This is a genomic window from Streptomyces sp. DSM 40868, assembly GCF_011820545.1.
GTDB classification, from domain to species: domain Bacteria; phylum Actinomycetota; class Actinomycetes; order Streptomycetales; family Streptomycetaceae; genus Streptomyces; species Streptomyces eurythermus.
Genome location: NZ_CP050504.1, coordinates 729,984 through 754,362 on the forward strand (window position 1 = coordinate 729,984; position 24,379 = coordinate 754,362).

At 73.3% G+C, this 24,379-nt stretch carries 19 protein-coding genes and 1 pseudogene; 10 read left to right on the plus strand and 10 right to left on the minus strand.

Going from position 1 to position 24,379, the window contains the following annotated elements:
- The first annotated feature begins 85 nt into the window (after positions 1 to 85).
- A complete protein-coding gene (locus tag HB370_RS03320) occupies positions 86 to 2,326 on the plus strand; it encodes a glycoside hydrolase family 3 N-terminal domain-containing protein (RefSeq protein ID WP_051815249.1) in 2,241 nt (746 codons plus the stop codon).
- A gap of 146 nt (positions 2,327 to 2,472) precedes the next feature.
- Here the strand turns inward: HB370_RS03320 and HB370_RS03325 are convergent, their stop codons facing one another.
- From HB370_RS03325 to HB370_RS03335, 3 genes are all read right to left on the minus strand, one after another.
- Positions 2,473 to 3,642 carry an anhydro-N-acetylmuramic acid kinase gene (locus tag HB370_RS03325; RefSeq protein WP_030776164.1) on the minus strand — a complete coding sequence of 390 codons (1,170 nt, stop codon included), beginning with the start codon at positions 3,640 to 3,642 and terminating at the stop codon, positions 2,473 to 2,475.
- A 110-nt stretch (positions 3,643 to 3,752) separates the two neighbouring features.
- The gene (locus tag HB370_RS03330; protein ID WP_051815248.1) at positions 3,753 to 5,312 is read right to left on the minus strand and encodes a sodium:solute symporter; all 1,560 of its coding nucleotides are present in this window, start codon (positions 5,310 to 5,312) and stop codon (positions 3,753 to 3,755) included.
- A 94-nt stretch (positions 5,313 to 5,406) separates the two neighbouring features.
- Positions 5,407 to 6,633, minus strand: coding sequence for an MFS transporter (locus tag HB370_RS03335; protein WP_037700217.1), 1,227 nt, complete (start codon positions 6,631 to 6,633; stop codon positions 5,407 to 5,409).
- A gap of 127 nt (positions 6,634 to 6,760) precedes the next feature.
- Here HB370_RS03335 and HB370_RS03340 point away from each other — a divergent pair, with 127 nt between their 5' ends.
- The 3 genes from HB370_RS03340 to HB370_RS03350 all read left to right on the plus strand — a co-directional run bounded on the left by HB370_RS03340 (position 6,761) and on the right by HB370_RS03350 (position 10,901).
- The gene (locus tag HB370_RS03340; RefSeq protein WP_030776158.1) at positions 6,761 to 7,672 is read left to right on the plus strand and encodes a LysR family transcriptional regulator; all 912 of its coding nucleotides are present in this window, start codon (positions 6,761 to 6,763) and stop codon (positions 7,670 to 7,672) included.
- 198 nt (positions 7,673 to 7,870) lie between these two features.
- On the plus strand, positions 7,871 to 9,559 hold the full coding sequence (locus tag HB370_RS03345; RefSeq protein ID WP_030776156.1) for a hypothetical protein: 1,689 nt from the start codon (positions 7,871 to 7,873) through the stop codon (positions 9,557 to 9,559).
- Between the two features lie 124 nt (positions 9,560 to 9,683).
- Positions 9,684 to 10,901: a hypothetical protein gene (locus HB370_RS03350; RefSeq protein ID WP_037700214.1), complete on the plus strand. Its 1,218-nt coding sequence runs from the start codon at positions 9,684 to 9,686 to the stop codon at positions 10,899 to 10,901.
- A 3-nt stretch (positions 10,902 to 10,904) separates the two neighbouring features.
- Here HB370_RS03350 and HB370_RS03355 read toward each other — a convergent pair.
- Positions 10,905 to 12,897: pseudogene (locus tag HB370_RS03355) on the minus strand (heavy metal translocating P-type ATPase).
- A gap of 135 nt (positions 12,898 to 13,032) precedes the next feature.
- Here HB370_RS03355 and HB370_RS03360 point away from each other — a divergent pair.
- Positions 13,033 to 13,413, plus strand: a complete 381-nt coding sequence (locus HB370_RS03360) for a metalloregulator ArsR/SmtB family transcription factor (protein WP_030776147.1) — start codon at positions 13,033 to 13,035, stop codon at positions 13,411 to 13,413.
- Between the two features lie 82 nt (positions 13,414 to 13,495).
- Positions 13,496 to 14,080: a YrhB domain-containing protein gene (locus HB370_RS03365; RefSeq protein WP_030776145.1), complete on the plus strand. Its 585-nt coding sequence runs from the start codon at positions 13,496 to 13,498 to the stop codon at positions 14,078 to 14,080.
- A gap of 39 nt (positions 14,081 to 14,119) precedes the next feature.
- Here HB370_RS03365 and HB370_RS03370 read toward each other — a convergent pair whose 3' ends face one another.
- The gene (locus HB370_RS03370) at positions 14,120 to 14,512 is read right to left on the minus strand and encodes a hypothetical protein (protein WP_030776143.1); all 393 of its coding nucleotides are present in this window, start codon (positions 14,510 to 14,512) and stop codon (positions 14,120 to 14,122) included.
- Positions 14,512 to 17,007 (minus strand): DUF4132 domain-containing protein, encoded by a 2,496-nt coding sequence (locus HB370_RS03375; protein WP_051815247.1) that lies wholly within the window; start codon positions 17,005 to 17,007, stop codon positions 14,512 to 14,514. Before HB370_RS03375 ends, HB370_RS03370 begins: the two co-directional genes overlap by 1 nt.
- 133 nt (positions 17,008 to 17,140) lie before the next feature.
- Between HB370_RS03375 and HB370_RS03380 the strand changes: the two genes are divergently transcribed.
- Positions 17,141 to 18,145 (plus strand): hypothetical protein, encoded by a 1,005-nt coding sequence (locus HB370_RS03380; RefSeq protein ID WP_157855532.1) that lies wholly within the window; start codon positions 17,141 to 17,143, stop codon positions 18,143 to 18,145.
- 91 nt (positions 18,146 to 18,236) lie between these two features.
- On the opposite strand, the gene HB370_RS03385 is transcribed toward HB370_RS03380, so the two are convergent.
- Positions 18,237 to 18,776 carry a GNAT family N-acetyltransferase gene (locus HB370_RS03385; RefSeq protein WP_030776133.1) on the minus strand — a complete coding sequence of 180 codons (540 nt, stop codon included), beginning with the start codon at positions 18,774 to 18,776 and terminating at the stop codon, positions 18,237 to 18,239.
- 44 nt (positions 18,777 to 18,820) lie between these two features.
- Positions 18,821 to 19,888, minus strand: a complete 1,068-nt coding sequence (locus HB370_RS03390) for an L-histidine N(alpha)-methyltransferase (RefSeq protein ID WP_051815246.1) — start codon at positions 19,886 to 19,888, stop codon at positions 18,821 to 18,823.
- Between the two features lie 180 nt (positions 19,889 to 20,068).
- On the opposite strand from HB370_RS03390, the gene HB370_RS03395 reads away from it, so the two are divergent.
- The gene (locus HB370_RS03395; protein ID WP_030776127.1) at positions 20,069 to 21,406 is read left to right on the plus strand and encodes an APC family permease; all 1,338 of its coding nucleotides are present in this window, start codon (positions 20,069 to 20,071) and stop codon (positions 21,404 to 21,406) included.
- Between the two features lie 95 nt (positions 21,407 to 21,501).
- On the opposite strand, the gene HB370_RS03400 is transcribed toward HB370_RS03395, so the two are convergent.
- Positions 21,502 to 22,224: a trypsin-like serine protease gene (locus tag HB370_RS03400; protein ID WP_030776124.1), complete on the minus strand. Its 723-nt coding sequence runs from the start codon at positions 22,222 to 22,224 to the stop codon at positions 21,502 to 21,504.
- A gap of 268 nt (positions 22,225 to 22,492) precedes the next feature.
- On the opposite strand from HB370_RS03400, the gene HB370_RS03405 reads away from it, so the two are divergent.
- Positions 22,493 to 23,005 carry a DUF1203 domain-containing protein gene (locus tag HB370_RS03405; RefSeq protein WP_030776121.1) on the plus strand — a complete coding sequence of 171 codons (513 nt, stop codon included), beginning with the start codon at positions 22,493 to 22,495 and terminating at the stop codon, positions 23,003 to 23,005.
- 19 nt (positions 23,006 to 23,024) lie between these two features.
- Positions 23,025 to 23,270 carry a hypothetical protein gene (locus HB370_RS03410; protein ID WP_030776118.1) on the plus strand — a complete coding sequence of 82 codons (246 nt, stop codon included), beginning with the start codon at positions 23,025 to 23,027 and terminating at the stop codon, positions 23,268 to 23,270.
- Positions 23,271 to 23,455: 185 nt separating this feature from the next.
- Here the strand turns inward: HB370_RS03410 and HB370_RS03415 are convergent, their stop codons facing one another.
- Complete coding sequence (locus tag HB370_RS03415; RefSeq protein ID WP_030776115.1) at positions 23,456 to 24,295, minus strand: XRE family transcriptional regulator; 840 nt, start codon at positions 24,293 to 24,295, stop codon at positions 23,456 to 23,458.
- Between the last annotated feature and the right edge of the window lie 84 nt (positions 24,296 to 24,379).

The window sequence follows — 24,379 nt, forward strand, 5'->3', positions numbered from 1 at the left end:
TCTCTACAGTCCCACCAGACCGGCGATGGGAGCGCTCCCATTTCCTGTGCTCGCCGCCCCTCCCTCCTCCCCGGAGAGGACCCGCATGCGACTGTCCCCGCACCACAACGGCGCCGCCAGGCGCTTTCCGTCCGCCCGCCGCCGGGTGACGGCGGCCGTGGCCCTGTGCGTGGCGGGTCTGGTCCTCTCCGGGCCCGCCACGGCCGTCCCGGAGCGGGCCGCCGCCGCGCCGGCCGCCGGACTCCCCTATCAGGACGCCTCGCTGCCCGTTCCGGACCGGGTGAACGACCTGCTGTCCCGGATGACGCTGGACGACAAGCTCGGCCAGATGACGCAGATCGAGAAGGACTCCCTCCTCCCGCAGTCCGACCTCGCCGCGTACCGGATCGGGTCCGTGCTGTCCGGTGGCGACTCCACGGTCAGCCCCAACAACGCCCAGACCTGGGCGGACACCTACGACTCCCTCCAGCGCACCGCGCTGACCACACCGCTCGGCATCCCCATGATCTACGGGATCGACGCCGTGCACGGGCACAACGCGGTGCGCGGGGCCACGCTCTACCCGCACAACATCGGACTCGGCGCCACGCGTGACCCCGCCCTCGTCCAGCGGATCGGCCGCGCGGTGGCCGAGGAGATCTCGGGCACCGGCATCGACTGGGACTTCGCCCCGTGCCTGTGCGTCGCCCGCGACGACCGGTGGGGCCGCACCTACGAGTCGTACGGCGAGAGTCCCGAACTGCCGTCCGCCATGACGACGTTCGTCACCGGACTGCAGGGCGACGCCCTGGGCGCGGCCCCGGCGTCGGTGCTGGCCACCGCCAAGCACTACCTCGGTGACGGCGGCACCACCGCGGGCGTGGACCAGGGCGACACCGAGCTGTCCGAGGCCGAGTTGCGGGCGATCCATCTGCCGCCGTTCAAGGAGGCGGTGCGCCGCGGGGTCGGCTCCGTGATGCTGTCGTACAGCAGGTGGAACGGCGTCCGTTCGCACGCCAACAAGTACCTGGTCACCGATGTGCTCAAGGGCGAGCTGGGGTTCACCGGGTTCGTCGTGTCCGACTGGGCCGCGGTCGACCAGCTCGACGGGCAGAGCGGTTTCACCGGCGCCGAGATCTCCACGGCCGTCAACGCGGGCGTCGACATGGTGATGGTCCCGCACGACTACAAGAAGTTCCTCGGCCTGCTGCGCGGCGAGGTGACCGCGGGCCGGATCCCGCAGGCCCGGATCGACGACGCCAACCGCCGCATCCTCACGAAGAAGTTCCAGCTGGGCCTGTTCGAACACCCGCTGACCGACCGGTCGTTCACCGGTACGGTCGGCTCGGCGGCGCACCGGTCGCTGGCCCGGCAGGCGGTGCGGGAGTCCCAGGTGCTGCTGAAGAACGACGGCGGGGTGCTGCCGCTGGCGAAGTCGGCCAGGCTGTTCGTCGCCGGCAAGTCCGCCGACGACATCGGCAACCAGAGCGGCGGCTGGACCGTGGGCTGGCAGGGGCGCAGCGGCCCCGTCACCGACGGCACCACCGTGCTCCAGGGCATCCGCGCCGCCGTCACCGACCCCTCACGCGTCACCTACGACCGGTACGGCAACGGCATCGACTCCCGGTACACCGCCGCCGTCGCCGTCGTCGGCGAGACCCCGTACGCCGAGGGCCGGGGCGACCGGCCGGACGGCCTGGGACTGGATCAGGAGGACCTGGGGACCCTCGCCCGGCTGAAGGCGAGCGGGGTGCCGGTCGTCGTGGTGCTGGTCTCCGGCCGGCCGCTCGACGTCACCGCTCAACTGCCGGACTGGAAAGCACTGTTGGCCGCCTGGCTGCCCGGCACCGAGGGTGCGGGCGTCGCCGACGTCCTGTTCGGCGACCACGCCCCCACCGGCAAGCTGCCGATGAGCTGGATGCGCGGCGCCTCGCAGGAGCCCGTCAACGACGGCGACGGCAAGACCCCGCTGTTCCCGTACGGGTACGGGCTGACCTACGACGACGCCCCCGAACCGACCCCGACTCCCACGCCGACCCCGACTCCGACCCCGGGAGCGTGCACGGCGACCTTCCGCACCACCTCCTCCTGGCAGGGCGGTTACCAGGCCGAGGTCACCGTGGAGAACACCGGCTCCGGGGCGCTGACGGGCTGGTCGGTCGACTGGGACCTGGCCGGGGCCACCGTGACCAGCCTGTGGAACGGCACCCTGACCACGGCCCAGGGCCGGGCGACCGTCCGCAACGCCGCCTTCAACGGCGCCCTCTCCCCCGGCGCCAGGGCCACGTTCGGGTTCACCGCGACCGGCACCACGGGCACACCGTCCCCGCACTGCGCCGGCACCTGACCACCCGACCGTCGGCCACCCGGCACCAGGCACCTGTACGGCAGCCCCGCCCGGCGCGGCACCGGCGCTGCTCCCCTCGTCCTCGCCCGCCCGGGTGGCACCGACCCCGGGCGGGCGGGGCTCCCAACCCGCCGCGGCCGGCCGGGTCAGCGCAGGATCCGCAGCAGGCGCGGCGGGCGTGCCGCGGGTTCGGGCAGGCGCAGCGGCGTCCGGCCGGGGGTGATGCTGCCGAGTACGGTGGCGCGGCGGGCTCCGGTGCCCGAGGGCAGGGCTCCGGGCAGGCCGTGGGCGGTGAGGAAGCCCAGGACGGCGAAGGCCAGGGCCTCCTTGGCGGCCGACGGCAGGCCGAGGTCGTCGCTGGGGCCGAGCGGCACGTCCGGCAGTTCCTCGGCGAGCATGCGCATCAGCACCGGGTTGCGGGTGCCGCCGCCGGAGACGACGAGCCGGGTGACGCCGTGGGCGCGGCAGGCGTCCGCCACGGTGACGGCGGTCAGCCGGGTCAGGGTGGCCAGGACGTCGGCGGCGGCCGGCACGGGCACGGTGTCGAGGGCGCGCCGCAGATAGGGCAGGTGGAAGTGTTCCTTGCCGGTGGTCTTGGGGGCGGGTCTGCGGTAGTAGGGGTCGTCCAGCAGGGCCCGCAGCAGTTCCGGGCTGACCTGTCCGGCACCGGCGCGGCGGCCGTCCTCGTCGTAGGCTGCGGCGCCGTCGGTGAAGTGGTGCACGGCCGCGTCCAGCAGGGCGTTGGCGGGGCCGGTGTCGAAGGCGAGCGGCTCGGCGCCGGGTGCGAGGACGGTGATGTTGGCGATGCCGCCGAGGTTGAGCGCGGCGGGGGTGCCGGGCAGCCCGGACAACAGCAGGGCGTCGGTCAGGGCGACCAGGGGCGCGCCCTGACCGCCGGCGGCGACGTCCCGGCTGCGCAGGTCGGACACGACGGGAAGGCCGGTCGCCTCGGCGATCCAGGCGGGCTGGCCGAGCTGGAGGGTGCCGCGGACCGTGCCGTCCTCGACCCAGTGGTGCATGGTCTGGCCGTGCGAGACCACGAGGTCGGCGCTGCCGCCGCACAGGTCGCGCAGAGCCCGGTCGGCGGCGTCGGCGAAGGCCTGGCCGATGCCGGTGTCCAGGGCGCAGACGGCCCGGGTGGTGGTGTGGGCGGGGGGCAGGGCGGCGGCGATGCGGTCCCGCAGGGCGTCCGGGTAGGGGACGGAGAGGTGTCCGAGGGGCCGTAGGAGCAGGGCGTCGCCGTCCAGTGCGAGGTCCGTCGCGGCGGCCTCGATGGCGTCGTACGAGGTGCCCGACATCAGTCCGATCACGCGCACGGCGCCTCCTTCCGGCCGGGAACACGCCGGGCGGGCGGGGACGGCTGCGGCTGCATGGCTCCTCCGGGGGCTGTCACGGTCAGCGGTCGCCGGGCCGGCCGCCCGTCCGGTCACTCGGGGGCGACGGTGGCCGCCGTACGCTCGGTGCCGCCTTCGTCCAGCGGGGCCGGGGTGCTCGGGGGTGCCCGGTGCAGCAGGCTGGTCAGCCCGCCCACGGCCAGGGTGACGGCCACGCCGAGGGGGACGAGCCACTGTGCGGCGATGGCGGTGGGTACGGTGCCGCCGCCCGCGCTGACGTCGATCCTGACGCCGCGCACGATGTACGTCATGACGCCGACCGTCACCAGGAACGCGATCACGGCGTCGGTCTCGTTCGCCCGCCGGACCAGCCGGCCGAGGAGGAACGCGCCGAGGAGCGCGCCGTAGGTGTATCCGGCGATGGTCAGGCCGGTGAGGTAGACGTTGCCGGTACTGGTGCTGAAGGCGCAGGCGAACACGGCCATCAGCACCGCCCACACCAGGGTCATCAGCCGGGCGAGCCGGAGCAGGAACTCCTCGGTGGGCACGCTCCGGAAGAAGCTGTGGATGATGTCGGCGACGGTCGAGTTCGACATGGAGTTCAGCGCGGAGGACAGCGAGCCCATGGCCGCGCCGAGGATGCCGGCCACGAGCAGGCCGGAGACGACCACGGGCAGTCCGTGCAGGACGAAGTCCGGGTAGAGGTTGTCGGAGCTGCCCAGTCCCAGCTCCTGGAAGGACTTGCCCTGGTTGTAGGACCACAGCAGCGCGCCGACGAGGGAGAACGCGGCGAACTGGAGCGTGACGAAGACACCGGAGGCGATCATGGCCTTCTGGCCGTCGCGCAGTGAGCGGGTGGCCAGGACGCGCTGGACGATCAGCTGGTCCGAGCCGTGGCTGGCCATCGCGAAGATGGCGCCGCCGATGATCGCGGTGGGCAGGGCGAACGGGCTGGTGAGGATGTGCGCCAGGGTGAAGTCGGTGTCGAAGAGCCGGAACCGGCCCGCGTGCAGGGCGCGCTGGAGGCCGTCACCGCCGACCTGGGCGGCGAGCACGCCGATGGCGAGCAGGGCACCGCCCAGGTACAGGCCCATCTGGATGGCGTCCGTCCAGATGACCGCCCGGATGCCGCCGAGGTAGGTGTAGACGACGGTGATCGCCGTGAGTACGAGGATGATGACGCGGTAGCCGGCGTGCACGCCGAACTCGTCGAGCAGCAGCTTGATCGGGATGGCGGAGGCGAACAGCCGGACGCCCTCGGCGAGCAGCCGGGTGAAGACGAACGTCACCGAGGCGAGCCCCTGCACCTTGAGCCCGAACCGGCTGCCCAGGTACTGGTAGGCGCTGACGAAGCCGCCCCGTTTGTACAGGGGGATGAGGACGGTCGCCACGACGACGCGTCCGAGGACGTAGCCGAGGGCCAGTTCGACGTTGCCGAAGCCCTGTCCGGTGTAGGCGCCGCCCGGCAGGCTGATGACGGTGAGCACGCTGGTCTCGGTGGCCACCACCGAGAAGGAGACGGTCCACCAGGGCATGTGGCCTTCACCGACGAAGTAGTCCTTCGCCGTCTTCTGCCGTCCGGCCAGGCGCAGTCCGATCACGGCGATCGCCACGAGGTAGACGACGACCACCAACAGGTCGAGCTGACGCACACTCACGGAAGGAAAGTTTCCTTCGCAAACGCATTCATGCGATGAAAAGTAGTTTCAGCGGTCCCCCTCGTCAACAACCCGCCCGGTCCGCGATTCAGCGGAGCACGAGCGTGGTGGCGAGGGCCGGGCCGAGGGCGCCGCCCAGGAGATAGGCGAGCTGGAACAGGCCGATGGCGGCGGGGCGTTGGCGGTCGGGGACGGCGGAGGCGGCGATCACGGACTGGGTGGCGTTGGCGGCGGTGGCGGCGAAGACGGCCAGGCCGATCGCCGCGAGCGGCACGACCGCGCCGGGGGCGAGGGCGGCCGCTGCGGCGGCGAGCGTCCCGGCCGCGAGGAGGATCAGCCGTACCGTGCGGCGGCGCAGCCGCGCGGAGACGGCCGCGAAGCCGAGGGTGAGCAAGGACCCGGTGATCATGGCGGCCGTCTGGCCCACGGCCACCGAGGTCGCCGGCCGGCCCGCCCGGTCGGCGAGCATCTGGGGCACCGCGAACAGCAGTGTGAAGTAGGACCCGGACAGGGTCAGGGCGATCAGGACCGAGCCGCGGAAGTGTCCGGAGCGCAGCGCGGCGGCGGGGACGTAGCCGTCCGGGCGGCGCCGGATGTGCGGGACCAGCAGCGCGGCGGATACGGCTGCCACGGCCAGGGCGGGCAGCGGGCGGTACGGCAGCAGCACCAGTCCGCCGGACAGCACGGCCAGCAGCAGCGCGCCCCGGGCGTCGAAGCGGCCCCCGGCGGGTGGCGACGCCGGTGTGGTGCGGCGGCCGACCGCGGGGACGGCCAGCAGGGTGACCGCCAGGAGGGACAGCGCCGCGCGCCAGGAGACCGTCTCGGTGAGGCGCTCGCCGAGCAGCGGTCCCACGGCGCCGAGGATCCCGGTCCCGGCGCTGATCGCGCCCATGCGGCGGGCGGTGCCGGCCAGGTTCATGGCGATGGCCGTCATGCCCGCCCCGCCCGCCGCCTGCACGGCGCGTCCGGCCAGGAGGAGCGGCAGCCACGGGGATACGGCCATCAGCGCGGTGCCGGCGGTGACGCAGGCGGCTGCGAACCACAGCGCGGGCCGGGTGCCGCGCCGCCGCAGCAGCGTCGCGAACAGCGGTGTCGCGACCGCCAGGGCCAGCGCGTACACGGTGACCAGCCAGGAGGCGGTGGCCGCGGGAATCCCGAGGGAGCGGCCGAGATCGCCGAGGATCAGCACGGCGGCGTTGCCGGCGGCGGCCACCGGGGCGGCGAGCAACGCCAGCCACAGGACGGGGACTTGACGGAGGGACGGGGGCACGGCGGAGGGGGCGCGCGTGGCGGCCGCCCCGGACGAGGTGGACATGGCTCTTCCGGAGGGTGAGGGTGCGGTTGGCCGCCGCCCCGAAAGGGCTCGCGGGGCGGACTCTTCGACCCTGCGCCATCACACTCGTCGATGGAAATGCTTTGTGTGCATTCGTAGTATGCGCCGCATGGATGAGCTGCGTCGTATCGACCTCAACCAGCTCCTGACGCTGCACGCCCTGCTGGTGGAGAAGCACGTCACGCGGGCCGCCCTGCGGCTGAACAAGAGCCAGCCGGCCGTCAGCCACGCCCTGGCCCAGCTGCGCACGCGGTTCGGTGACCCCCTGCTGGTGCGGCACGGCGGCCGTATGGTCCTGACGGCCCGTGCGCAGGCGCTGGCCCGGCCTCTGGAGGAAGCGCTGACCCGCCTGAACGGGCTGCTGAGCGCACCGGACTTCGATCCGTCGCGCGCCCGCGGCCGCTTCCGGCTCTGCCTGTCGGACTACGCCTCACGGATCGTGCTGCCGCCGCTGGTCCGGCACATCCGCGAGCGGGCGCCAGGCCTGGACCTGGCGATCAGCCAGACGAGCCGGGAGGCGATGGTGGCCCAGCTCACGGACGGCGAACTGGATCTGGCGCTGGGGGTGTTCCCGCACCCACCCGAGGACATCCAGGTCCAGGATCTGTTCGAGGAGGAGTTCGTCAGCCTGGCGGACAAGGCCGTACTGCCGGAGAAGGGGGGCCTGTCGCTGGCGGAGTGGCTGGAGCGGCCGCACATCATGGTGGCCGTGCGGCCCGACGCGCACGACGAGATCGAGACGGCACTCGCGGCGCGCGGGCTGCGCCGGCGCCTCGCCGTGACCCTGCCCCACTGGAGCGCGGCCGTGGACCTGCTCGCGGGCACCGATCTGGTGCTGACCGTGGCCGGCCGGGCCGTCGGCCCGCTGCGCCGGCACCGGACGCTGCGCAGGTTCACCCCGCCACTGGACCTCCCCCGCTTCGCCTACCAGCAGGCGTGGCACACCCGGCGGGCGGACGATCCGGCGCACCGCTGGCTGCGCGAGGCCGTGCTGATGTGCGGCCGGCCCGGCGACGGCTGAGCGGTCGAGCAGACGACGGCGGCCGACCGGATGGGGGCTGAGCAGTCGGACAGACGACGGCGACCGACCGGATGACGACTGACCGGTCGTGTTGACGTGTCGTCAACCGGGAGTCTGCCGACCGGAGATCACCTGTTTTCCCGGGTGCGGACGGGGCAGTGTCCGGAGCAGCCGACCGTCAGCCCTGAGGGAGCCCGCATGCCGTACTACGACCTCGGCAGTCACGGCCGGCCCGTGACGACCTCGTCCGCCGAGGCGCAGACCTGGTTCGATCGCGGGCTGAACTGGACGTACGCCTTCAACCACGAGGAGGCCGTGCGCTGTTTCGAGGCCGCCGGCGCGGCGGATCCCGGGTGCGCCATGGCCGACTGGGGCCTGGCCTACGCGCTCGGCCCCAACTACAACAAGCCGTGGGACGCCTTCGACGAACGGGATCTGGGCCGGACGGTGGAACGGGCGCACGCCGCCGTACGGCGCGCGCACCAGAAGGCGGCCGGCGCCACACCGGTCGAGCAGGCCCTCATCGAGGCGTTGGCGGCCCGTTACCCGCGCGCCCGGATCCCGGACGCCGAGGAGGGCCCGGTGTGGAACGCCGCCTACGCCGACAGCATGCGGGCCGTGCACCGGCTGGCGCCCGACGACCCCGACGTGGCCGCACTGTACGCCGACGCCCTGATGAGCCTGACGCCCTGGCAGCTGTGGGACATCCGCGCGGGCAAGCCGGCGCCGGGCTCGCGCACCACCGAGGCCGGGGCGGTGCTGGAGCGGGCGCTCGCCACCGAGGCGGGGGCGCGGCACCCGGGCCTGCTGCACCTGTACATCCACCTGATGGAGATGTCCCCCACCCCCGAGGCCGCGCTGCCCGCGGGCGACCGGCTGCGGGACCTGATGCCGGACGCGGGCCATCTCCGGCACATGCCGTCCCACATCGAGGTGCTCTGCGGCGACTACCGCCGGGTCGTCTCCGACAACACCGCGGCGATCGCGGCCGACGAGAAGTTCCTCGCCCGCTCCGGGGCGCTGAACTTCTACACCCTGTACCGCTGCCACAACCTGCACTTCAAGATCTACGGTGCGATGTTCCTCGGCCGTTTCCAGGACGCGATCGAGACGGCGGAGCGGCTCGAAGCGGCGGTGCCCGAGGAGCTGTTGCGGGTGGACAGCCCGCCGATGGCGGACTGGCTGGAGGGCTTCCTCGCGATGCGGGTGCACGTGCTCGTCCGCTTCGGCCGCTGGGACGACATCCTGCGCCTGCCGATGCCCGCCGACGCGCGCCTGTACTGCGTGACCACGGCCATGCTGCGGTACGCGCGCGGGGTCGCGCTCTCCGCCCTCGGTCGCACCGGCGAGGCCGGGACGGAACGCGAGCTGTTCCGCGAGGCGGCCGCCCGGGTCCCCGAAACCCGGACGCTGTTCAACAACACCTGTACGGACATCCTGGCGATCGCCGGGTACATGCTCGACGGCGAACTGGAGTACCGCGAGGGCCGGTACGACACGGCGTTCGCGGCGCTGCGCCGGTCCATCGAGCTGAGCGACGGCCTGGCGTACGACGAGCCGTGGGGGTGGATGCAGCCGGCCCGGCACGCATACGGCGCGCTGCTGCTCGAACAGGGCCGGATCGCGCAGGCCGAGGCCGTCTACCGCGCCGACCTAGGGCTGGACGACACCCTGCCGCGCCCGCTCCAGCACCCGAACAACGTCTGGGCGCTGCACGGCCTGCACGAGTGCCTCGTACGGCTCGGCAAGGAGGGGGAGGCCCGGATCGTGGCCCGGCAGCTGAAGCTCGCCGCCGCGCTGGCGGACGTACCGGTCGAGGCGTCCTGCTACTGCCGGCTCGAGACCACCGCGCCCCGCGCACCCCGGCAGGACTGCTGCGCCGGCTGAACACCGGCCCCGGCGACCGGCGCCGGGCCGGACCCCGCGTCGAGTTGACCGTGGCCGGACATCTACGCTCGGTGCGCCGACGGTCCGGCGATCGCGCCGGACGGGTCCGAGCGGAAGGTGTGCGGTGCGCACGGGGTGGATCAGGCTGTGGCGGGGCGTGGCATGGGGCGGGATCGGGCTGAGCCTGTACGCGGGCTGGCTGACGGTCGACGACGTACGGGACCGCTCCGCGAGCGAACACGCCATCGCCGAGGCGTGCGACCGGCTGGTGTCCGGGGCCGCGGTGATGGATCTGCACGGCGGTACCGTCCGGGCGAAGGCCGGCGACGGCGACCGGATCGACGCGCGCGAGCCGCAGAGTTCGTGCACCGTCTACCAGGCGACCGGGTCGGGCCGGACCAGGGGTCTGTTCTCGCTGGCGGTGCGGATCGGTGGCAAGAGGGAGCCGTTGAACCGGATCGGCGCCGGTCTGGAGCCCTTCGCCCTCCGCAACCCCGACCGCACCTACAAGACGGACCTCACCGCCGTCGCCGACCGGCGCCCCGAGCCCCGGTCGCTGGGCGACGGCACCCTGGGCTGGTACGGCAACTGGTACACCACCGTCCGGGCCGAGTGCGGGCCCGGCAGCAGTCCGACCGCTCCCCCGCTGCTGCACATCACGGCCAGCGCCGACTACGACGACGACGTCTCCGGGGCGGACCGGGCGCGGCTGGCCCGCATCGCCCGCTCGGCCGCCGAGACCCTCACCCACCGGATCGGCTGTCGCACCCGGCTGCCCGCCCTGCCCGGCGGGGAGCCCGCGCCCGTGCCGACCGTCCTGCGTCCCGCCCGGTCGGCCGGCGGTTCCTGCGCGTGGTTCGCCGGGTACCTCCGGGGCTCGGACCACGGTCCGCTGCCCGACCGGGCCCTCTCGGTGCCGGTCCGGGACACGTATCCGCTGGAGAGCTGCCTGCTGGCGGTCAGCCCCGGGCAGGCGCGCCGCACCGCCGGCGGCCTGCCCGAGGACAAGCGCGACTACGCCACGGAGGACACGCCCTGGTGGCTGCGCACCGTCACCTACACCGGCGCCGAGGCCCGCGCGACGGGGTACGAATCCCTCGGCGGAGAGGACATCGTCATCAAGCCGGGGACGGCCGGGCAGACGAACAACGTCTGGTGGGCCTCCTCCGTGTGCGGCGGCAAGCCCGCGCTGCACACGCTCAGCAGCAGCTACTCCTATGACAACGTGCTCGGTTCCCGTGCGGTGTCGGCCCTGTTCCGGGCGTACGTCGACGACGTCGCCGGGCGCAGGGGCTGCACCCACGTGACGTTCCCGGACGCGAAGGACTCCGGCGACCGGTGAAGGTCAGCGCGGCGCGTCCGTACGGGCCCGCCGCCAGGCGGCCTCGCGCAGCAGCCGCAGTCCGTTGAGGCCGACGAGGACGGTGGATCCCTCGTGCCCGGCGACACCGAGCGGCAACGGCAGGTCGCCGGCCAGGTCCCAGACCACCAGTCCGGCGATGAAGACACCGGCGACGACGAGGTTCTGGACGACCAGGGCGCGGGCCCGGCGGGACAGTGAGAGCACTGCGGGCACGGTCGCGAGCTCGTCACGGACCACGATCGCGTCCGCGGTCTCCAGTGCCAGGTCGGAGCCCGCCCGGCCCATGGCGACGCCGGTGTGCGCGGCGGCCAGCGCGGGGGCGTCGTTGACGCCGTCGCCGACCACCATCACCTTGCGGCCGGCGGCTTCCAGTTCCCTGACCGCGCGCACCTTGTCCTCGGGCAGCAGCCCGGCCCGGACCTCGTCGATGCCGACCTCGGCGGCGAGGCGGGCGGCGGCGCGCGGGTTGTCACCGGTCAGCAGCGCGGGCACGGTGCCGGTGAGGGAGGCCAGGACGCCGACGGTGCGGGCCGCGTCCGGGCGGAGCCGGTCGGCGATGCCGAGCAGGCCCGCCGGGCCGCCGTCCACGGTGACCAGTACGGCCGTCCGGCCGCCCTCCTCCAGTTCGGCGGCGATGACCGCCGCCTGGGCGGCCCGCGCTCCGGTGGCCGCGCTCGGCAGCCGTGCCGGAGCGCCGACCGCGACCTGTCCGCCCGTCCACGGTGGCGGTCACGCCGACCCCGGGGGTGGCGGCGAAGCCGTCCGCCGCCGGCAGGGCCGTCCCCCGCTCCCGCGCCGCGTCCACGATTGCCCGCGCCAGCGGATGCTCGCTCGGGCGTTCGGCGGCCGCCGCGAGGCGCAGCAGTCCGTCCGCGTCGACGCCGGAGCCGGTCAGCGGCCGTACGTCGGTGACGCGCGGGGTGCCCTCGGTGAGGGTGCCCGTCTTGTCGAACGCCACCGCGTCCACCTGTCCCAGCCGCTCCATCACCACGGCCGACTTGACGAGGACCCCGTGCCGTCCGGCGTTGGCGATGGCCGACAGCAGCGGCGGCATGGTGGCCAGCACCACCGCGCACGGCGAGGCGACGATCATGAAGGTCATGGCCCGCAGCAGGGCGCCGGCGAGGTCGTCGCCGAGGGCGAGGGGGACGAGGAACACCGCGAGGGTCGCCGCCACCATGCCCAGCGAGTAGCGCTGTTCGACCTTCTCGATGAACAGCTGTGTCGGCGCCTTGGTCTCGGACGCCTCCTCGACCATGCGCACGATGCGGGCGATGACCGTGTCGGACGCGTCCCGCTCGACCCGGACGCGCAGGGCGCCGGTGCCGTTGAGGGTTCCGGCGAAGACCTCGTCGCCCTGCTCCTTGGTCACCGGGAGCGGCTCGCCGGTGATGGTGGCCTGGTCGACGTCGCTGCGCCCGTGGAGCACCCGGCCGTCGGCGCCCACGCGTTCCCCGGGGCGTACGAGGATGATGTCGCCGACGGCCAGGTCCGCGACGGCGACCGTCTCCTCGGTCTCGCCGGCGACCAGACGGGTGGCCGTGGCGGGCGCGAGGTCGAGCAGTCCGCGCACGGAGTCGGCGGTGCGGGCGGTGGCCAGGGCCTCCAGCGCTCCGGAGGTGGTGAAGATGACGATCAGCAGCGCGCCGTCCATGACCTGCCCGATCGCCGCCGCCCCGAGCGCGGCCACGACCATCAGCAGGTCGACGTCGAGGCTCTTCTCCCGCAGGGCGCACAGGCCCGCCCAGCCGGGCTCCCAGCCGCCGGCCGCGTAGGTGAGCGCGTACAGCGGGCCCCAGGTCCAGGCCGGGGCGCCGGTCAGGTGCAGGGGCAGCGCGAGCAGGAAGCAGACGGTGGCCGTGGCCGCCCAGCGGGCCTCGGGCAGGGACAGGAAGGGGGTACGGCGGCGGGTGGGGTCCCCGCCGCGCGGGGGTGCCGCGCGGTCGGCCGGGGCCGGGGCGAGTGCGGAGGTCATCGGGGAAGTCCTTCACGACGGCATGACGGAGCAGCGGGCAGCGCGGGGCGCGGCCGCTCTCCCACGGTACAGGATCAAATGAAGACCTATTCATGTATTCGCGTCGGGCCGGGGATGTCTCCGTAGGATGGGGGCATGGGCCACGGAGTTGACGCCAAGACCACCGCCACCGCGCGCCAGCGCCTGGAGACCGTGGGCGCCGCCGATGTGGCCGCCACCCTCCAGGCCCTGGCGACGCCCTCCCGGCTGCGGATCCTGGCCCGGCTCCAGGAAGGCCCGTGCGCGGCGACCGAGCTGGCCGAGGCCGTCGGCATGGAACAGTCCGCCTGCTCCCACCAGCTGCGCCTGCTGCGCAACCTCGGCCTGGTCGCCGGGGAACGCCGGGGCCGCTCGGTCATCTACGCGCTCTACGACAACCATGTGGCCGAACTCCTCGAACAGGCCCTCTACCACGTCGAACACCTCCGCATGGGCCTGCGCGACACCGCACCGACGGCGGTCGCCGCGGCTCGCTGAACGGACGGGCCGGGCTCCCCCGCGAGTGCCCGCAGCCGCAAAACCACTCGTGGCCGACCACGGCCTGCGACATGCTGCCCGCGTGATCGGTCGTGAGTACGCGGTGCGCATCGTCCGGGAAGAGCTGGAGCGCCAGGACCGGAGGTGGTCGGCTGTCGTCCCGGACTGGCTCCCGGCGACGGTGACGCGTGTCGAGGAACACGAGCTGGTGTGGATCGTCCACTGGAACTCCGAGGAGTTCGTACGCACCGGCAACCCAAGTGCCATGCTGGTCGGCAACGGTCCCTATCTCATCGACCGCGTCGACGGTGGACTGCACCAGATCGGAGTCGTCTCGGCGCGCGGCGGGGACTGGGAGGCCGACTACCGGGCCCGTATCCGGGGGGAGCCCGTACGGACCCCGGTGGACGACCTCCACCACGAGATACGCGAAGTCGCCGCAGCCCACGGGCGGGTACGCGCGTCCCGCACGCTCCGCCGGAGGCTGCCGGAGCTGTCCCCGGCGCAGTCGCTCGAGTACGTGGGGGCGTTGCTGGACGGCGGTGCCCCGGACCATCTGGTGGCGGTCGCCGTCGAGCGACTCGTGCAGCCCGTCAACCCGGTGCTCACCACACGGACCATCCGCCCGGGACACCCCCGGCCGGCCGGCGCGACGCACGAGGAGTGACGTGTCGCCGAGCCCGCATCCGGCACCGGTGCCCAGGCGTCAGCCGCCGGCGAGGGCGACGAGCTTGATGAAGACCAGGTCCGGGTCGGCGGTGAGGTCCACGGCCTCGTCCAGGTTCTCCACCTGGCGGTCGCCGGCCAGCACGAAGAACCCGTTGGCCAGGAACGCCCGCTCGGCGATCTCGGCCTGACGCTCCCAGTCGATGCGTCGGGGCGCGCGCAGCCGGTAGCCGTTCAGCTCGGTCTCGGCGTCGTCGGGGCGGACCAGGCCGTTGAAACGGTCGCCGGGACGGGCGTTGTACCGGAGGACCTCCTCGCGCACCCGCAGCCGTATCAGCTCCCGCACGGTCATCCGTTCCGGCAGCCCGGCGACCTCCCACTCGATGACCGGCCGGCCCGTCGCGGTCTCGTCCCGGAAAGTGACGGTGGCCATCAGCCACCCCGCTTGATCTGCACGAGGATGGACTCGTCGGTGATCCGGGTGTCGGCGGCCAGCAGGAACGCCTTGCTCAGGATCAGGGACAGCCGTTCGTCCTCGAACGGCAGGAAGACCCGGCCCGGGCCCTTGCCGCGCGCCGGGACGATGCACAGATAGGCATCGTCCGGTGCCATCAGGACGTTGGCCGAACCCAGGTGGATCCGGTACGTGCGCAGGTCCCCGCGCACGGTCAGGAAGCGGCCGTCGAGCGCGCACCGGCCGGCGATCCTCAGGCGCGGCAGGATCCGGGCCAGTGCCTCGCGCCGGACCTCGGCGCTCGCCGTCAGCTCGCCGAAGGTGGCCGTCCGCCAGTACGCGGCGTAGCGGTCCTGGCCCCGGTCGGTCCAGTCGGGGTCGGCCGCGATCGAGGTCACGCCCACGAACAGGTCGACGTCCCGCATCGCCTCGCTGAAGACCAGCGGGGGCACCTCGTCCAGGGGTGTCTCCCGCCAGCGCCGGCCGTCCCGGCGCTCGAAGCGGACCTGGTCCGTCGCGGCGTACTCGGGGGCGTGACCGGGGTAGTCGTGCGGCGCGGGCTCGTGGTGGAAGCAGGCCCGCCACTCGCCGTCGCCGAACTCGGCCCGCGCCCGGCCGTCGTGGCCGCCGTCGTACGGGCCGAGGAAGTTCGCCTGCCAGCCGCGCTCCTTGAACAGGGCGTAGAGCTGCCGGTAGTGGACGATATGGGCGGCGAATCGGTTGGAGTAGCCGCCCGTCTGCCGCTCCGCCGGAGTGAGCAGGTAGATCTCCCGGAAGGCCTGTTTGAAGGGCTGTCGCAGCCGCGCGGCGACGAGCCGTTCCCGCCATGCCTTGATCTCGTCGGCCGAGGACCGGATCGGGTGCCACAGCCGGACGCGCTCGGGCCGGCCGGGCGGCCCGGCCGTGGGTGCCACCGCCCGCCACTCGCCGTCCGCGCCCCGGAACTCCCAGATGAGGCCGCGCACGAGGGCCCCGGTGACGGGGTGGTCCCGGTAGTGGCGGCACCACTCGTCGTACGGCCACTCCCGCCCCGACGACATCAGCGCCTCCACCCGGGCGCGCTCCCCCGACAGCGTCGCCCGCACCTCCTTGGCCAGGGCCTTCAGCTCGCCGAGCGCGTCGGGGAAGCCGTCCTTCAGCGCCGCCGGCACGGTACGGGAGGTCGTGCCGTCGGGGCGGGTGCAGGTGAGCCGTACGGTCGCCGCTTCCTCGATCGCCACCCGTATCCGGTGTCCGCCCACCTGCCGCTCCAGCGCACCGTCCGGGGCCAGTCCGTGGTCCGGGACGCTCCGCTCGACGAGCTGCTCGGGGGTGATGCCCTGCTTGCCGGCCGCCGTCGTCAGCGCCGTGTCGAGCTGCTTGCGCAGCGCCCGGTGCCGGATGCGGGTCCGCAGCCGCCACAGCGCCTCCAGGGAGCCGTGGTCGCCGGTCTCGGCGAGCGCGTTGATGGCCGCGCCCGCGAGTTTGAGGTTTTCCATCACCTCGTCCTGAACACCGCCGCCGCGCAGCGCCAGCGTCCCGAGGTGCGCCACCGTGGCCGGGCCGCCGGTCAGCGCGGCGGCCCAGACGATGCCGCGCGCGAGGTCCGTGTCACGGTCGTGGACGACGTAGTGGTGGTGGACGTCGGCGGAGAGCCAGCCGTTGCCCGCGCCGTGCCGCCTGCTGCACATCGGGGCGTCCTCGGCCAGCGTCCGCAGCATCTCGGACACGAGGGCCCGCGCCCGCGCCGCGTCCAGGAGTTCCAGACACGTCCGCCGCCACCGCTGGGTGGGGCGCGGTCCCGGAAGGCTCGCCAAGTGTCCGGCCAGCCGGGCGAGTCCGGGGGTCGGGTCGGTCTTCGCCCGGTGGCTGAGCGGGGCCGCCCAGGGGGCGTCGGCGGGGACGAGGCCCTCGGGCAGGCGGGCCTCGTCCGTGCGGGCGAGAAGCGTGCGGAGGCGCTGGGCCAGCGAGGTGCGCCTGCGTGCCTCCATGGTGATGTCCCTGAGCCGTGCGTGCGCCTCATCCAGCCAGGGCAGGACCGCCCGGCGGCCGTCGGCGTCGAGCCGGTCGGCCGCGTCCAGTGCCAGCTCCAGCGCACGCGCGCCCCAGAAGCCCATGTCCCGCTCGGTAGCCCGCAGGAGCAGTACCGCGACCTCGTCCGGCGTCCAGCCACGCGCCCGGGACATGAGGGGCTCCAGTTCGGCGTCGTACTCCCACCAGCCCGTACGATCGCGACGGGCGGCCAGCATCAGGCACAGGGCCGCCGCCCTGGCCTCCTCGTCCGTGCAGGCCGCGAGCCGTCCGTCCAACTCGGCCTGCGTCGCCGCGCCCGCCGCTCTGGACCGCCGGTACCGGTGTCCCATGGCCTGCCGGAACCCGGTCCGCTGACGTTCCAGCGCGTCGACGAGCCAGCGGACCCGGTCGAGCGCGGCGAACCGCACGCCGTCCAGGGAGTCGTCCCTGCGGACATCGGTGATCAAGGCGTCGTAGAGCATGGCGGGATGATGACAGGGGGCACTGACAACGCACTCGCACCGGCGCCGCGGGCGCCCGGGTCCCGCCTCTATAGCGCCGCTATGGGCGTACGTGCTGGGCTGGGGCGATCACACCAACAGGAGGGTGAATCCGGTGTCGGATCGACGTAGAAGGCGCGCGCTCGCGACAGTGCTGGGCTCGGTGTCGGTGATGGTGGCGGGGCTGGTGACGTTACCCGCGGGGCAGGCCGGGGCGGCGGCAGCGGCCTGCACATGGCAGAAGACGGTGTGGGACCTGCCCGCCGGTGCGGACGTGGGCACGCTCGACGGCTACGACGGCGACCGCTGGGCCGTCGGCATCACCGGCAACCGGGCGTGGATGGGCGAAGGCATCACCGACGCACGGGGCACGCTGTGGGACAACGGGAAGGTCGCGCTGCGGGTCTCCGGTGAGATCCCGCACCTCAACGACGTGAACGCGTCCGGATCGGTCGTCGGCGACACCGTCGTCGGCAACGAGTTCGTCGGGATCACCGTCGACCACGACGGCACGACCCACCGACTGCCGGGCGATCCCGCGTGGGACAACTACTCCGCCGACCTCGTCAGCGACAACGGCGACATCGTCGGCACGGCCACCGTCGATCTGAAGTTCCGGGTGGTGGTGTGGCCGGCCGGCGCGCCGGGCACCTACCGGGTGCTGCCCACCCCGGATGTCACCTACCTGCACCTCCAGGACGTCGACAGCCAGGGCAGGATCATCGCCCAGAGCGACTCGAGCGTCGGCGGCCTGGTCTGGGACACCGACGGCCAGTGGCGCAAACTCGCGCCGATCGGCACCCCGTGGGCCATCCGGGACGGCCGTGTCGTCGGCGGCCTGAACGCCACCAACGCCGCGGCCGAGTGGACCGCGCGCGGCGGACTCGTCCGCACCATCGCGGGCGGCGCCATCAACGCCACGGCCGTCGGCGGCAACGGTACGGTCGGCGGCCACCGGTTCGTGAACTCCCAGCGACGGCCGGTGCTTTGGCGCGACGGTGTGGTCAGCGACCCGCTGTCCACCGTCGGCTCCGGGTTCGTCCTGGATTGGCTGAGCAACGACGAACGGACGCTGGTCGGTGTGGAATCCCGCCGGCCGGTCGCGTACGACTGCGGCTGACCGGCAGCTGTTCGCGGCGGCGGGCGTCGTCGTCCGGGCCGGCGGCCGTCCGGCCCGGACTTCGCGTGTCTCACGAGAAGAAGGACCAGTCTTACGAGGAAGAAGACCAGACGCCGAACCACTGCTCCGCGCCGTACTCCTCGAACCGCTCCACCTCGGTGAAACCGAGCTTCACCGCGAGGCGCAGCGCGCGCTCGTTGCCGGTCCGGGTGCGCAGCACCACCGGCTCGCCCGGAAGCGCGTCCGCGAACCAGCCGAGGGCCGCCGCGCACGCCTCGGCACCGTACCCGCGTCCCCACTCCGCCGGCAGCACCATGTAACCGAGTTCGACCTGCCCGGCCTCCGGACGGGCCTGCCCCGGCCGCCCGGTGGCACGCCGGTCGAGCGTGATCATCCCGATCATCGCTCCGCCGAGATCGACCACGAAGAGGCCGGGACGCCGCCCGGGCACCTCGGGCACCACGCGCTCGAGCTCGGCACGCGACCGGTGGCCACCGATGTAGGTGCCCACCTCCGGCGAGGCGAACAACTCGATGAACGCCCCACGGTCCCGGGCCTCGGACTCACGGAGCACGAGCCGCTCGGTCCTGACCGGTGCGGGCGGCCAGGCGACGGGTCCTAGCTCGGTCATGACGGGCAACTTGTCGCACGCCCGGTTCCCCAGTGGACGGGCCGTCAGCAGTGCGGCTGGAAGAGGAAGGCCCCGTAGCCGAACTCCTCCTCGACCCAGTGCCGTCGGCAGCGCATTCCGTGTTCGCCGACCGCGCGCACGAGGTCGTCCACCGTGAACTTGCGGATCACGTCGTGGAGGAGCAGCTCCCCCGCGTCGAGGTCCACCGCGAGCCCCAGCCCGGGCAATGTCACCCGCTGCCGGCGCAGGCTGCGGAGGCCGCCGCGCACCTCGCGCCGTGCCACGTCGTAGGTGAGCTCCGGCTCGAACGCGTCGACGTCGAAGTCCGCGCCGTAGCGGCGGTTGAGGTGGAGGAGGGTGTTCAGGGCGAACATCCGGCGGACGGGACGCGGCCCGGTGTATCCGGCCGCGTAGGCGCGCCGCACCACCTCGACGGGTTCGTTCAGGTCCACGCAGATCAGCAGGTGGTCGTTGGGTGCGCAGCCGGCACGGACGGCGCGCAGGAACCGCGTCTGCTCGGGTTCGGACAGATTGCCGAGGGTGTTGCCGAGCAGTGCCAGGAGGCGGCCGTCCGAGCCGTCGCCGTCGCCTCTGGTCGCGGCGCTGTGCGCGACCCGCTCCGCCCGGTCCAGCCACTCCAGGGCCGCCAGGAAGTCGCCGTGCACGGCGGTGACCCGGGCTCCCGGCCACCGCCGACGGATGCGGCCGGCGGCCTGCCGCATCGGCTCGGGGCTGACGTCCACGCCCGTGTACGCCCGCGCCAGGCCGTGTCTGTCCATCGCCGCGAGCAGGATCTCGGACTTGAGGGCACTGCCCGCCCCAAGGTCCACCAGCTCGGCCGGGTGCGCCAGGCCGACCAGGTCGTCGCCGTGTTCGGTGAGCAGCCGCCGCTCGGCCCGAGGCGGGTAGTACTCGGGCAGCCGGGTGATCTCCTCGAAGAGGTGCGAACCGGTCTCGTCGTAGCCGAAGAGCGACGGGATCCTGCGGTGCCGGACCGGAGCGGGAGCCGTGAGCCCGGCCCGGAGTCCCTCCTCCGGCGTACCGGACAGGCCGTCGGCCGCCCACGGCAGCGCGACCTCCGTGACCGGCGCCGAAACGCGTGACTCGGTCATCCGGTTCTCCTCGTCGGCGAGCCCTCACCGGAGCACTTCACTAAAATGGAACACACCTAGCGAAAGGTACATCAAGGAGGAATCGCGGGCGCGTCGGCGGGTGACGGCGCCGATGGGCCGTTCAGCGCACGTCACATCCGTTCCGTCGGTAATCGCACCGACAGGGGGTAGGCGGCAGGAGTGACCACTCCCTCCCCACCGACCACCGACGGCTCACCGCAGAACGGGACCACCGCGCTCAAGAAGGCGCTGACGACCCCTCTGCTGTACTTCTTCATCCTCGGCGACGTGCTGGGCGCCGGCGTCTACGTCCTCGTCGGCCAGATCGCCGCGGAATCGGGCGGTGCCGTGTGGTTGCCCCTGCTCCTCGCCCTGCTGCTGTCGCTCCTGACCGCCGCCTCGTACGCGGAGCTCGCCACGAAATACCCCCGGGCAGGCGGTGCCTCCCATTACGCCACCCTCGCGTACGGGCCGTTCACCGGCTTCCTCGCCGGGTACTGCATGCTCGCCGCAGGCATCGTGTCCGTCGCCGCACTGGCGCGGGGCTTCGCCGGCGACTATCTGACCGCCTTCGTCAGCCTGCCCGTGGTGCTGGTGGCTGCCGTCTTCCTGTGCTGCCTGGCCCTGCTGAACGCCCGTGGCATCAGCGAGTCCACCCGCGCCAACGTGGCGGCTACGGTCATCGAGGTCGGCGGCCTTCTGCTCGTCGTCGGGCTCGGGGCCTGGCTGATGCTGCGCGGCGACGGGGACCCCGGCCGGCTCCTCCGACTCGGCACCGCCGACACCGGGGCCGCCGCCGGCGTCCTGGGCGGAACGGTGCTCTCGTACTACTCCTTCGTCGGCTTCGAGACCTCCGTCAACGTCGCCGAGGAGACCCGCGATCCGCGTCACTCCTACCCTCGCGCCCTCTTCGGCGCTCTGGTGACGGCGGGTGCCGTCTACGTCCTCGTAGGAGTCGTCGCCTCGGCCGCCGTCCCCACCGGAACACTGGCCCGCTCCAGTGGTCCGCTGCTCGAAGTGGTGAAGGAGGCGGGCGGGGTACCGCCGAAGCTGTTCAGCGCCATCGCCCTGGTCGCCGTCGCCAACGGTGCGCTGCTCACCGGCATCATGAGTTCCCGGCTGGCCTACGGCATGGCGCGGGACGGCCTCCTCCCCCGCTTCCTGACCCGGGTGCTTCCCCGGCGGCGCACTCCGTGGGCGTCGATCGCGGCCACGACCGCCCTGGCGTTCCTGCTGGCGCTCACCGGAGACGTGGCGACCCTCGCCTCCACCCTGGTGCTGCTGCTCCTCGTGGTGTTCTTCCTCGTCAACACCGCCGTCCTGGTCCAGCGGCGCGACCGCCCGGCGCACCCCCACTTCCGGGCGTACACCGCTGTCCCCGTCCTGGGAGCGGTCTCCTGCGTGGTGCTGGCCACGCGGGTCGAGGCCGAGGTCTGGGCGCGCGGGCTGATCGTCATCGCGGTCGGCGTGGCCCTGGGAATCGTGGCCGCCCTGCACCGCCGCCGGGCCTCGTCCTGAGCGGCGGACCTCCGCCGCCGACGTCCGCTGCCGGGAGTCGGCCGTGCCGCCTGCCCCGCCCCCACATGGGGACAGGGCAGGCGGGGCGGGCCGGTTCAGACGCCGGCGATCGACTGGATCCAGGAGCGGTACGCCGTGACGTTGGTGTACGCCGTGTTCGTCTGGCGGTCGCTGGTCGAGGCGACACCGACCTGGACGCCGTTCGCCATCATCGGGCCGCCGGAGTCACCGCCGGCGGTGATCCCGTTGCCCCGGTAGGCGCAGATCGCGGAGCCGCCGTAGGCGTCGGTGCAGCCACTGGACACGGTGACGTTGGCGACCTTCAGGTAGCGGGACTGGCAGTTGATCTCCGAGCCGCACTGGGAGGTGGCGCCCCAGCCGTACACCTGCACGCTCTGGCCGACCCGCACCGTGCCGGGCTGTCCGAGGGAGGCGTAGGTCGTGGAGACGGAGCGGTCGAGGCGGACGAGCGCCAGGTCCGCGCTGTGGGTGTAGGTCTGGACGCCGTTGGCGACCGTGCCGCCGCTGTACTGGTCCAGGCTGCCCACGCGGAAGGACAGCGAGCCGCCGGACACGCAGTGTTTCGCGGTGAGCACCCAGGTCGGGGCGATGATCGTCGCCGTACAGGTCTCCTGGCCGTTCGAGTACAGCCGGGCGGCCCAGGGGCCGCTCGTGGCGTACCCGCCGCCGATGATGGGCTGGGAACCCCTGGCGGTGACGGGGGCCGCCGTCGGCGCGGCGGAGGCTGTGGGGGCGAACAGCGCGAGGGCGGAGACCGCCGCCGCGGCGAAAGCGGGCGCAAGCCTTGAAATACGCAAGGTTCCTCGATCCGGAGGGCGCCTGAAGAAGCGCACATGTGTGGGGTGGACGGCCTCACGGGCCGTGTCCATGGAGATGCGCCGCCACGAGACGGCATTTACGACATGGACATGACCTAGCTTTCGGGAAGAACCGTGACCCGGGTACTAGCACTTCGCCATAACCTCGCGTTATGCCCGGCGCACCGGCGGCTCCGTGTCGCGAGCGGCCGAACTCGATGTCGGATTCCCGCAGGCACCGGCGGCCCCGATCGCGCAGCCTGAACACATGACACCCTTGACCCATCAGCCGCTTGCCATCGCTCCCCACGTCCTCGACGAGCTCCGCGAACGCGACGACGCCGGCGTGGTTCCCCGTTCCTACGTGTACGACATGGACGGAGCGCCGTTGCGCTGCTGTCTGCGCCGCAGCCGTGCCGGTGAGCGGATCTCGCTGGTGTCGTACGCCCCGTTGCGCCGATGGGCGGCACAGGCGGGCGCCGACCCGGGAGCCTACGACGAGGTGGGCCCGGTGTTCATCCACGCCGGCGCCTGCCCGGGCCCGGATCCGGAGTCCGGGTATCCGTTCGCCGAGACCGGGGCCCAGCGCGTCTTCCGCCGCTACAACGCCGATGGCTGGATCAGCGGAGGCACGCTCGTACAGCTGCCGGCCGACCCCGTCCGGGCACAGACCGTCGTGGAACAGGCCCTGCACACCGCCTTCAGCGACCCCCAAGTCGCCCTCGTACACGTACGGGCGGTGGAGTACGGCTGCTTCCAGTACGAAGTCCGCAGGCCCTGACCAGGGCACGGATCCGCGGGTGACGCGGCGGGCGGTCCGCCCCGCTGACCGCCGCGCCGGAGCCGCCCCGGCCTTCGTGCTCGCCGACCGGAACCGCGCCCTCCCCGGACACACCGCCGCCGTGCTCGCCGTCTGTGGAACACCCGGCGACCGGTACGCGGTCACCGGGGACGAGGACGGCACGGTGCGGGTGTGGGACGTGGTGACAGGTCGCTGTGTCGGCCGGCTGGGGGGCACGGGTACGATGTGGACGCGGTGCACATGACCGCCGAGCGGCAGCACCTCCTGGTGGCGGGTGCCGACGGTGCCGTGCGCGTAGGGGACGCCGACTGGGACCTGACGGAGCGCGAGGCCGAGCACTGGATCCGGATGAGCACACCGGGGCTACGCGCCTCGCCGGGGCCGGCTCCCGCCAAGCCCTGCCCAGCCCAGCCCCGTTCAGCCTCCCCGTCAGCCGGGGGATACGCACTCCTTCCGGCCCGCGCCGGACACCGGCAGGAAACAGAGGCGCAGGGTGGATCTGGCCGGGGCGCCGATCATCGCGGTGAAGCGGTAGACACCGGTGTCCGACGCGTTCTCTATGACGGTACGGCGCGAGCGGGCGCCAGGGGCCGAGAGCTCGATCGTGTCCCCGACCCGCGCATGCCAGATCCGGCCCCACGCGGCGGCGCACACCGTGCTGTACCGGATCTCCACATGGGCGCCGGTGGCGGTGCGGTGCTCCGGCCCGAGCGAGTCCGCCCGGCCGGGCAGTCCGCAGAACATGCGGTCGGGGTCCTTCCCCTCACACGTCCTGCCCTGGCATCCGGGAACGGGATCCAGCGCGGGAAGCGCCGCCCTCGCCGGATGCCCGGTGCCCGGGTTCAGCACCGACAGCACCACGATCAGCACCCCGGTCATCGCCGCGGCCACCACCGCCAGGCCCGCCCCCACGACGAGCCGGTACTCGCGCCGAGCCCTGCCGAGGGCACCCGTGCCGGCGCCAGCCGAGGCGGGGGGCGCCGCGGGTACGGGCGGTGCGGTGGGGCCGGTGGACCGGGCCCGTCCGCTCCACTCGGCGTCCGCCAGCTCCCAGAGCGCGAGCAGCCGCGCGGAGGGCTCTCCCGCCATCGCGCACAGCGCCTCGACGGCCTGCCGGGGTACCGGCTTCTTCCCGTTGAGGTAACGCTCCCAGGACGACCTGCTGTAGGGCGTACGCTCGGCCAGCCCCGTCAGGCTCAGACCCGTACGTGCTTTGACGGCACGGAGACCTTCGGCCAACGCCGCGCACTCCGGTGCGAGGGCGGTCATCAGCGCGGCACCCGCCGGGTGCGCGGGCCCACGGCGCCGTCCGCCGGCAGCCCGCCCGGCTTCCGCCGAGGCGTCACCGCCGCG

Bases quoted from the DNA above. Each gene is read 5' to 3' on its own strand.
- HB370_RS03320 (WP_051815249.1), top strand. From the start codon at position 86: ATGCGACTGTCCCCGCACCACAACGGCGCCGCCAGGCGCTTTCCGTCC.
- HB370_RS03335 (WP_037700217.1), bottom strand. From the start codon at position 6,633: ATGTCCACCTCGTCCGGGGCGGCCGCCACGCGCGCCCCCTCCGCCGTG.
- HB370_RS03340 (WP_030776158.1), top strand. From the start codon at position 6,761: ATGGATGAGCTGCGTCGTATCGACCTCAACCAGCTCCTGACGCTGCAC.
- HB370_RS03345 (WP_030776156.1), top strand. From the start codon at position 7,871: ATGCCGTACTACGACCTCGGCAGTCACGGCCGGCCCGTGACGACCTCG.
- HB370_RS03360 (WP_030776147.1), top strand. From the start codon at position 13,033: ATGGGCCACGGAGTTGACGCCAAGACCACCGCCACCGCGCGCCAGCGC.
- HB370_RS03370 (WP_030776143.1), bottom strand. From the start codon at position 14,512: ATGGCCACCGTCACTTTCCGGGACGAGACCGCGACGGGCCGGCCGGTC.
- HB370_RS03375 (WP_051815247.1), bottom strand. From the start codon at position 17,007: ATGCTCTACGACGCCTTGATCACCGATGTCCGCAGGGACGACTCCCTG.
- HB370_RS03385 (WP_030776133.1), bottom strand. From the start codon at position 18,776: ATGACCGAGCTAGGACCCGTCGCCTGGCCGCCCGCACCGGTCAGGACC.
- HB370_RS03390 (WP_051815246.1), bottom strand. From the start codon at position 19,888: ATGACCGAGTCACGCGTTTCGGCGCCGGTCACGGAGGTCGCGCTGCCG.
- HB370_RS03405 (WP_030776121.1), top strand. From the start codon at position 22,493: ATGACACCCTTGACCCATCAGCCGCTTGCCATCGCTCCCCACGTCCTC.
- HB370_RS03415 (WP_030776115.1), bottom strand. From the start codon at position 24,295: ATGACCGCCCTCGCACCGGAGTGCGCGGCGTTGGCCGAAGGTCTCCGT.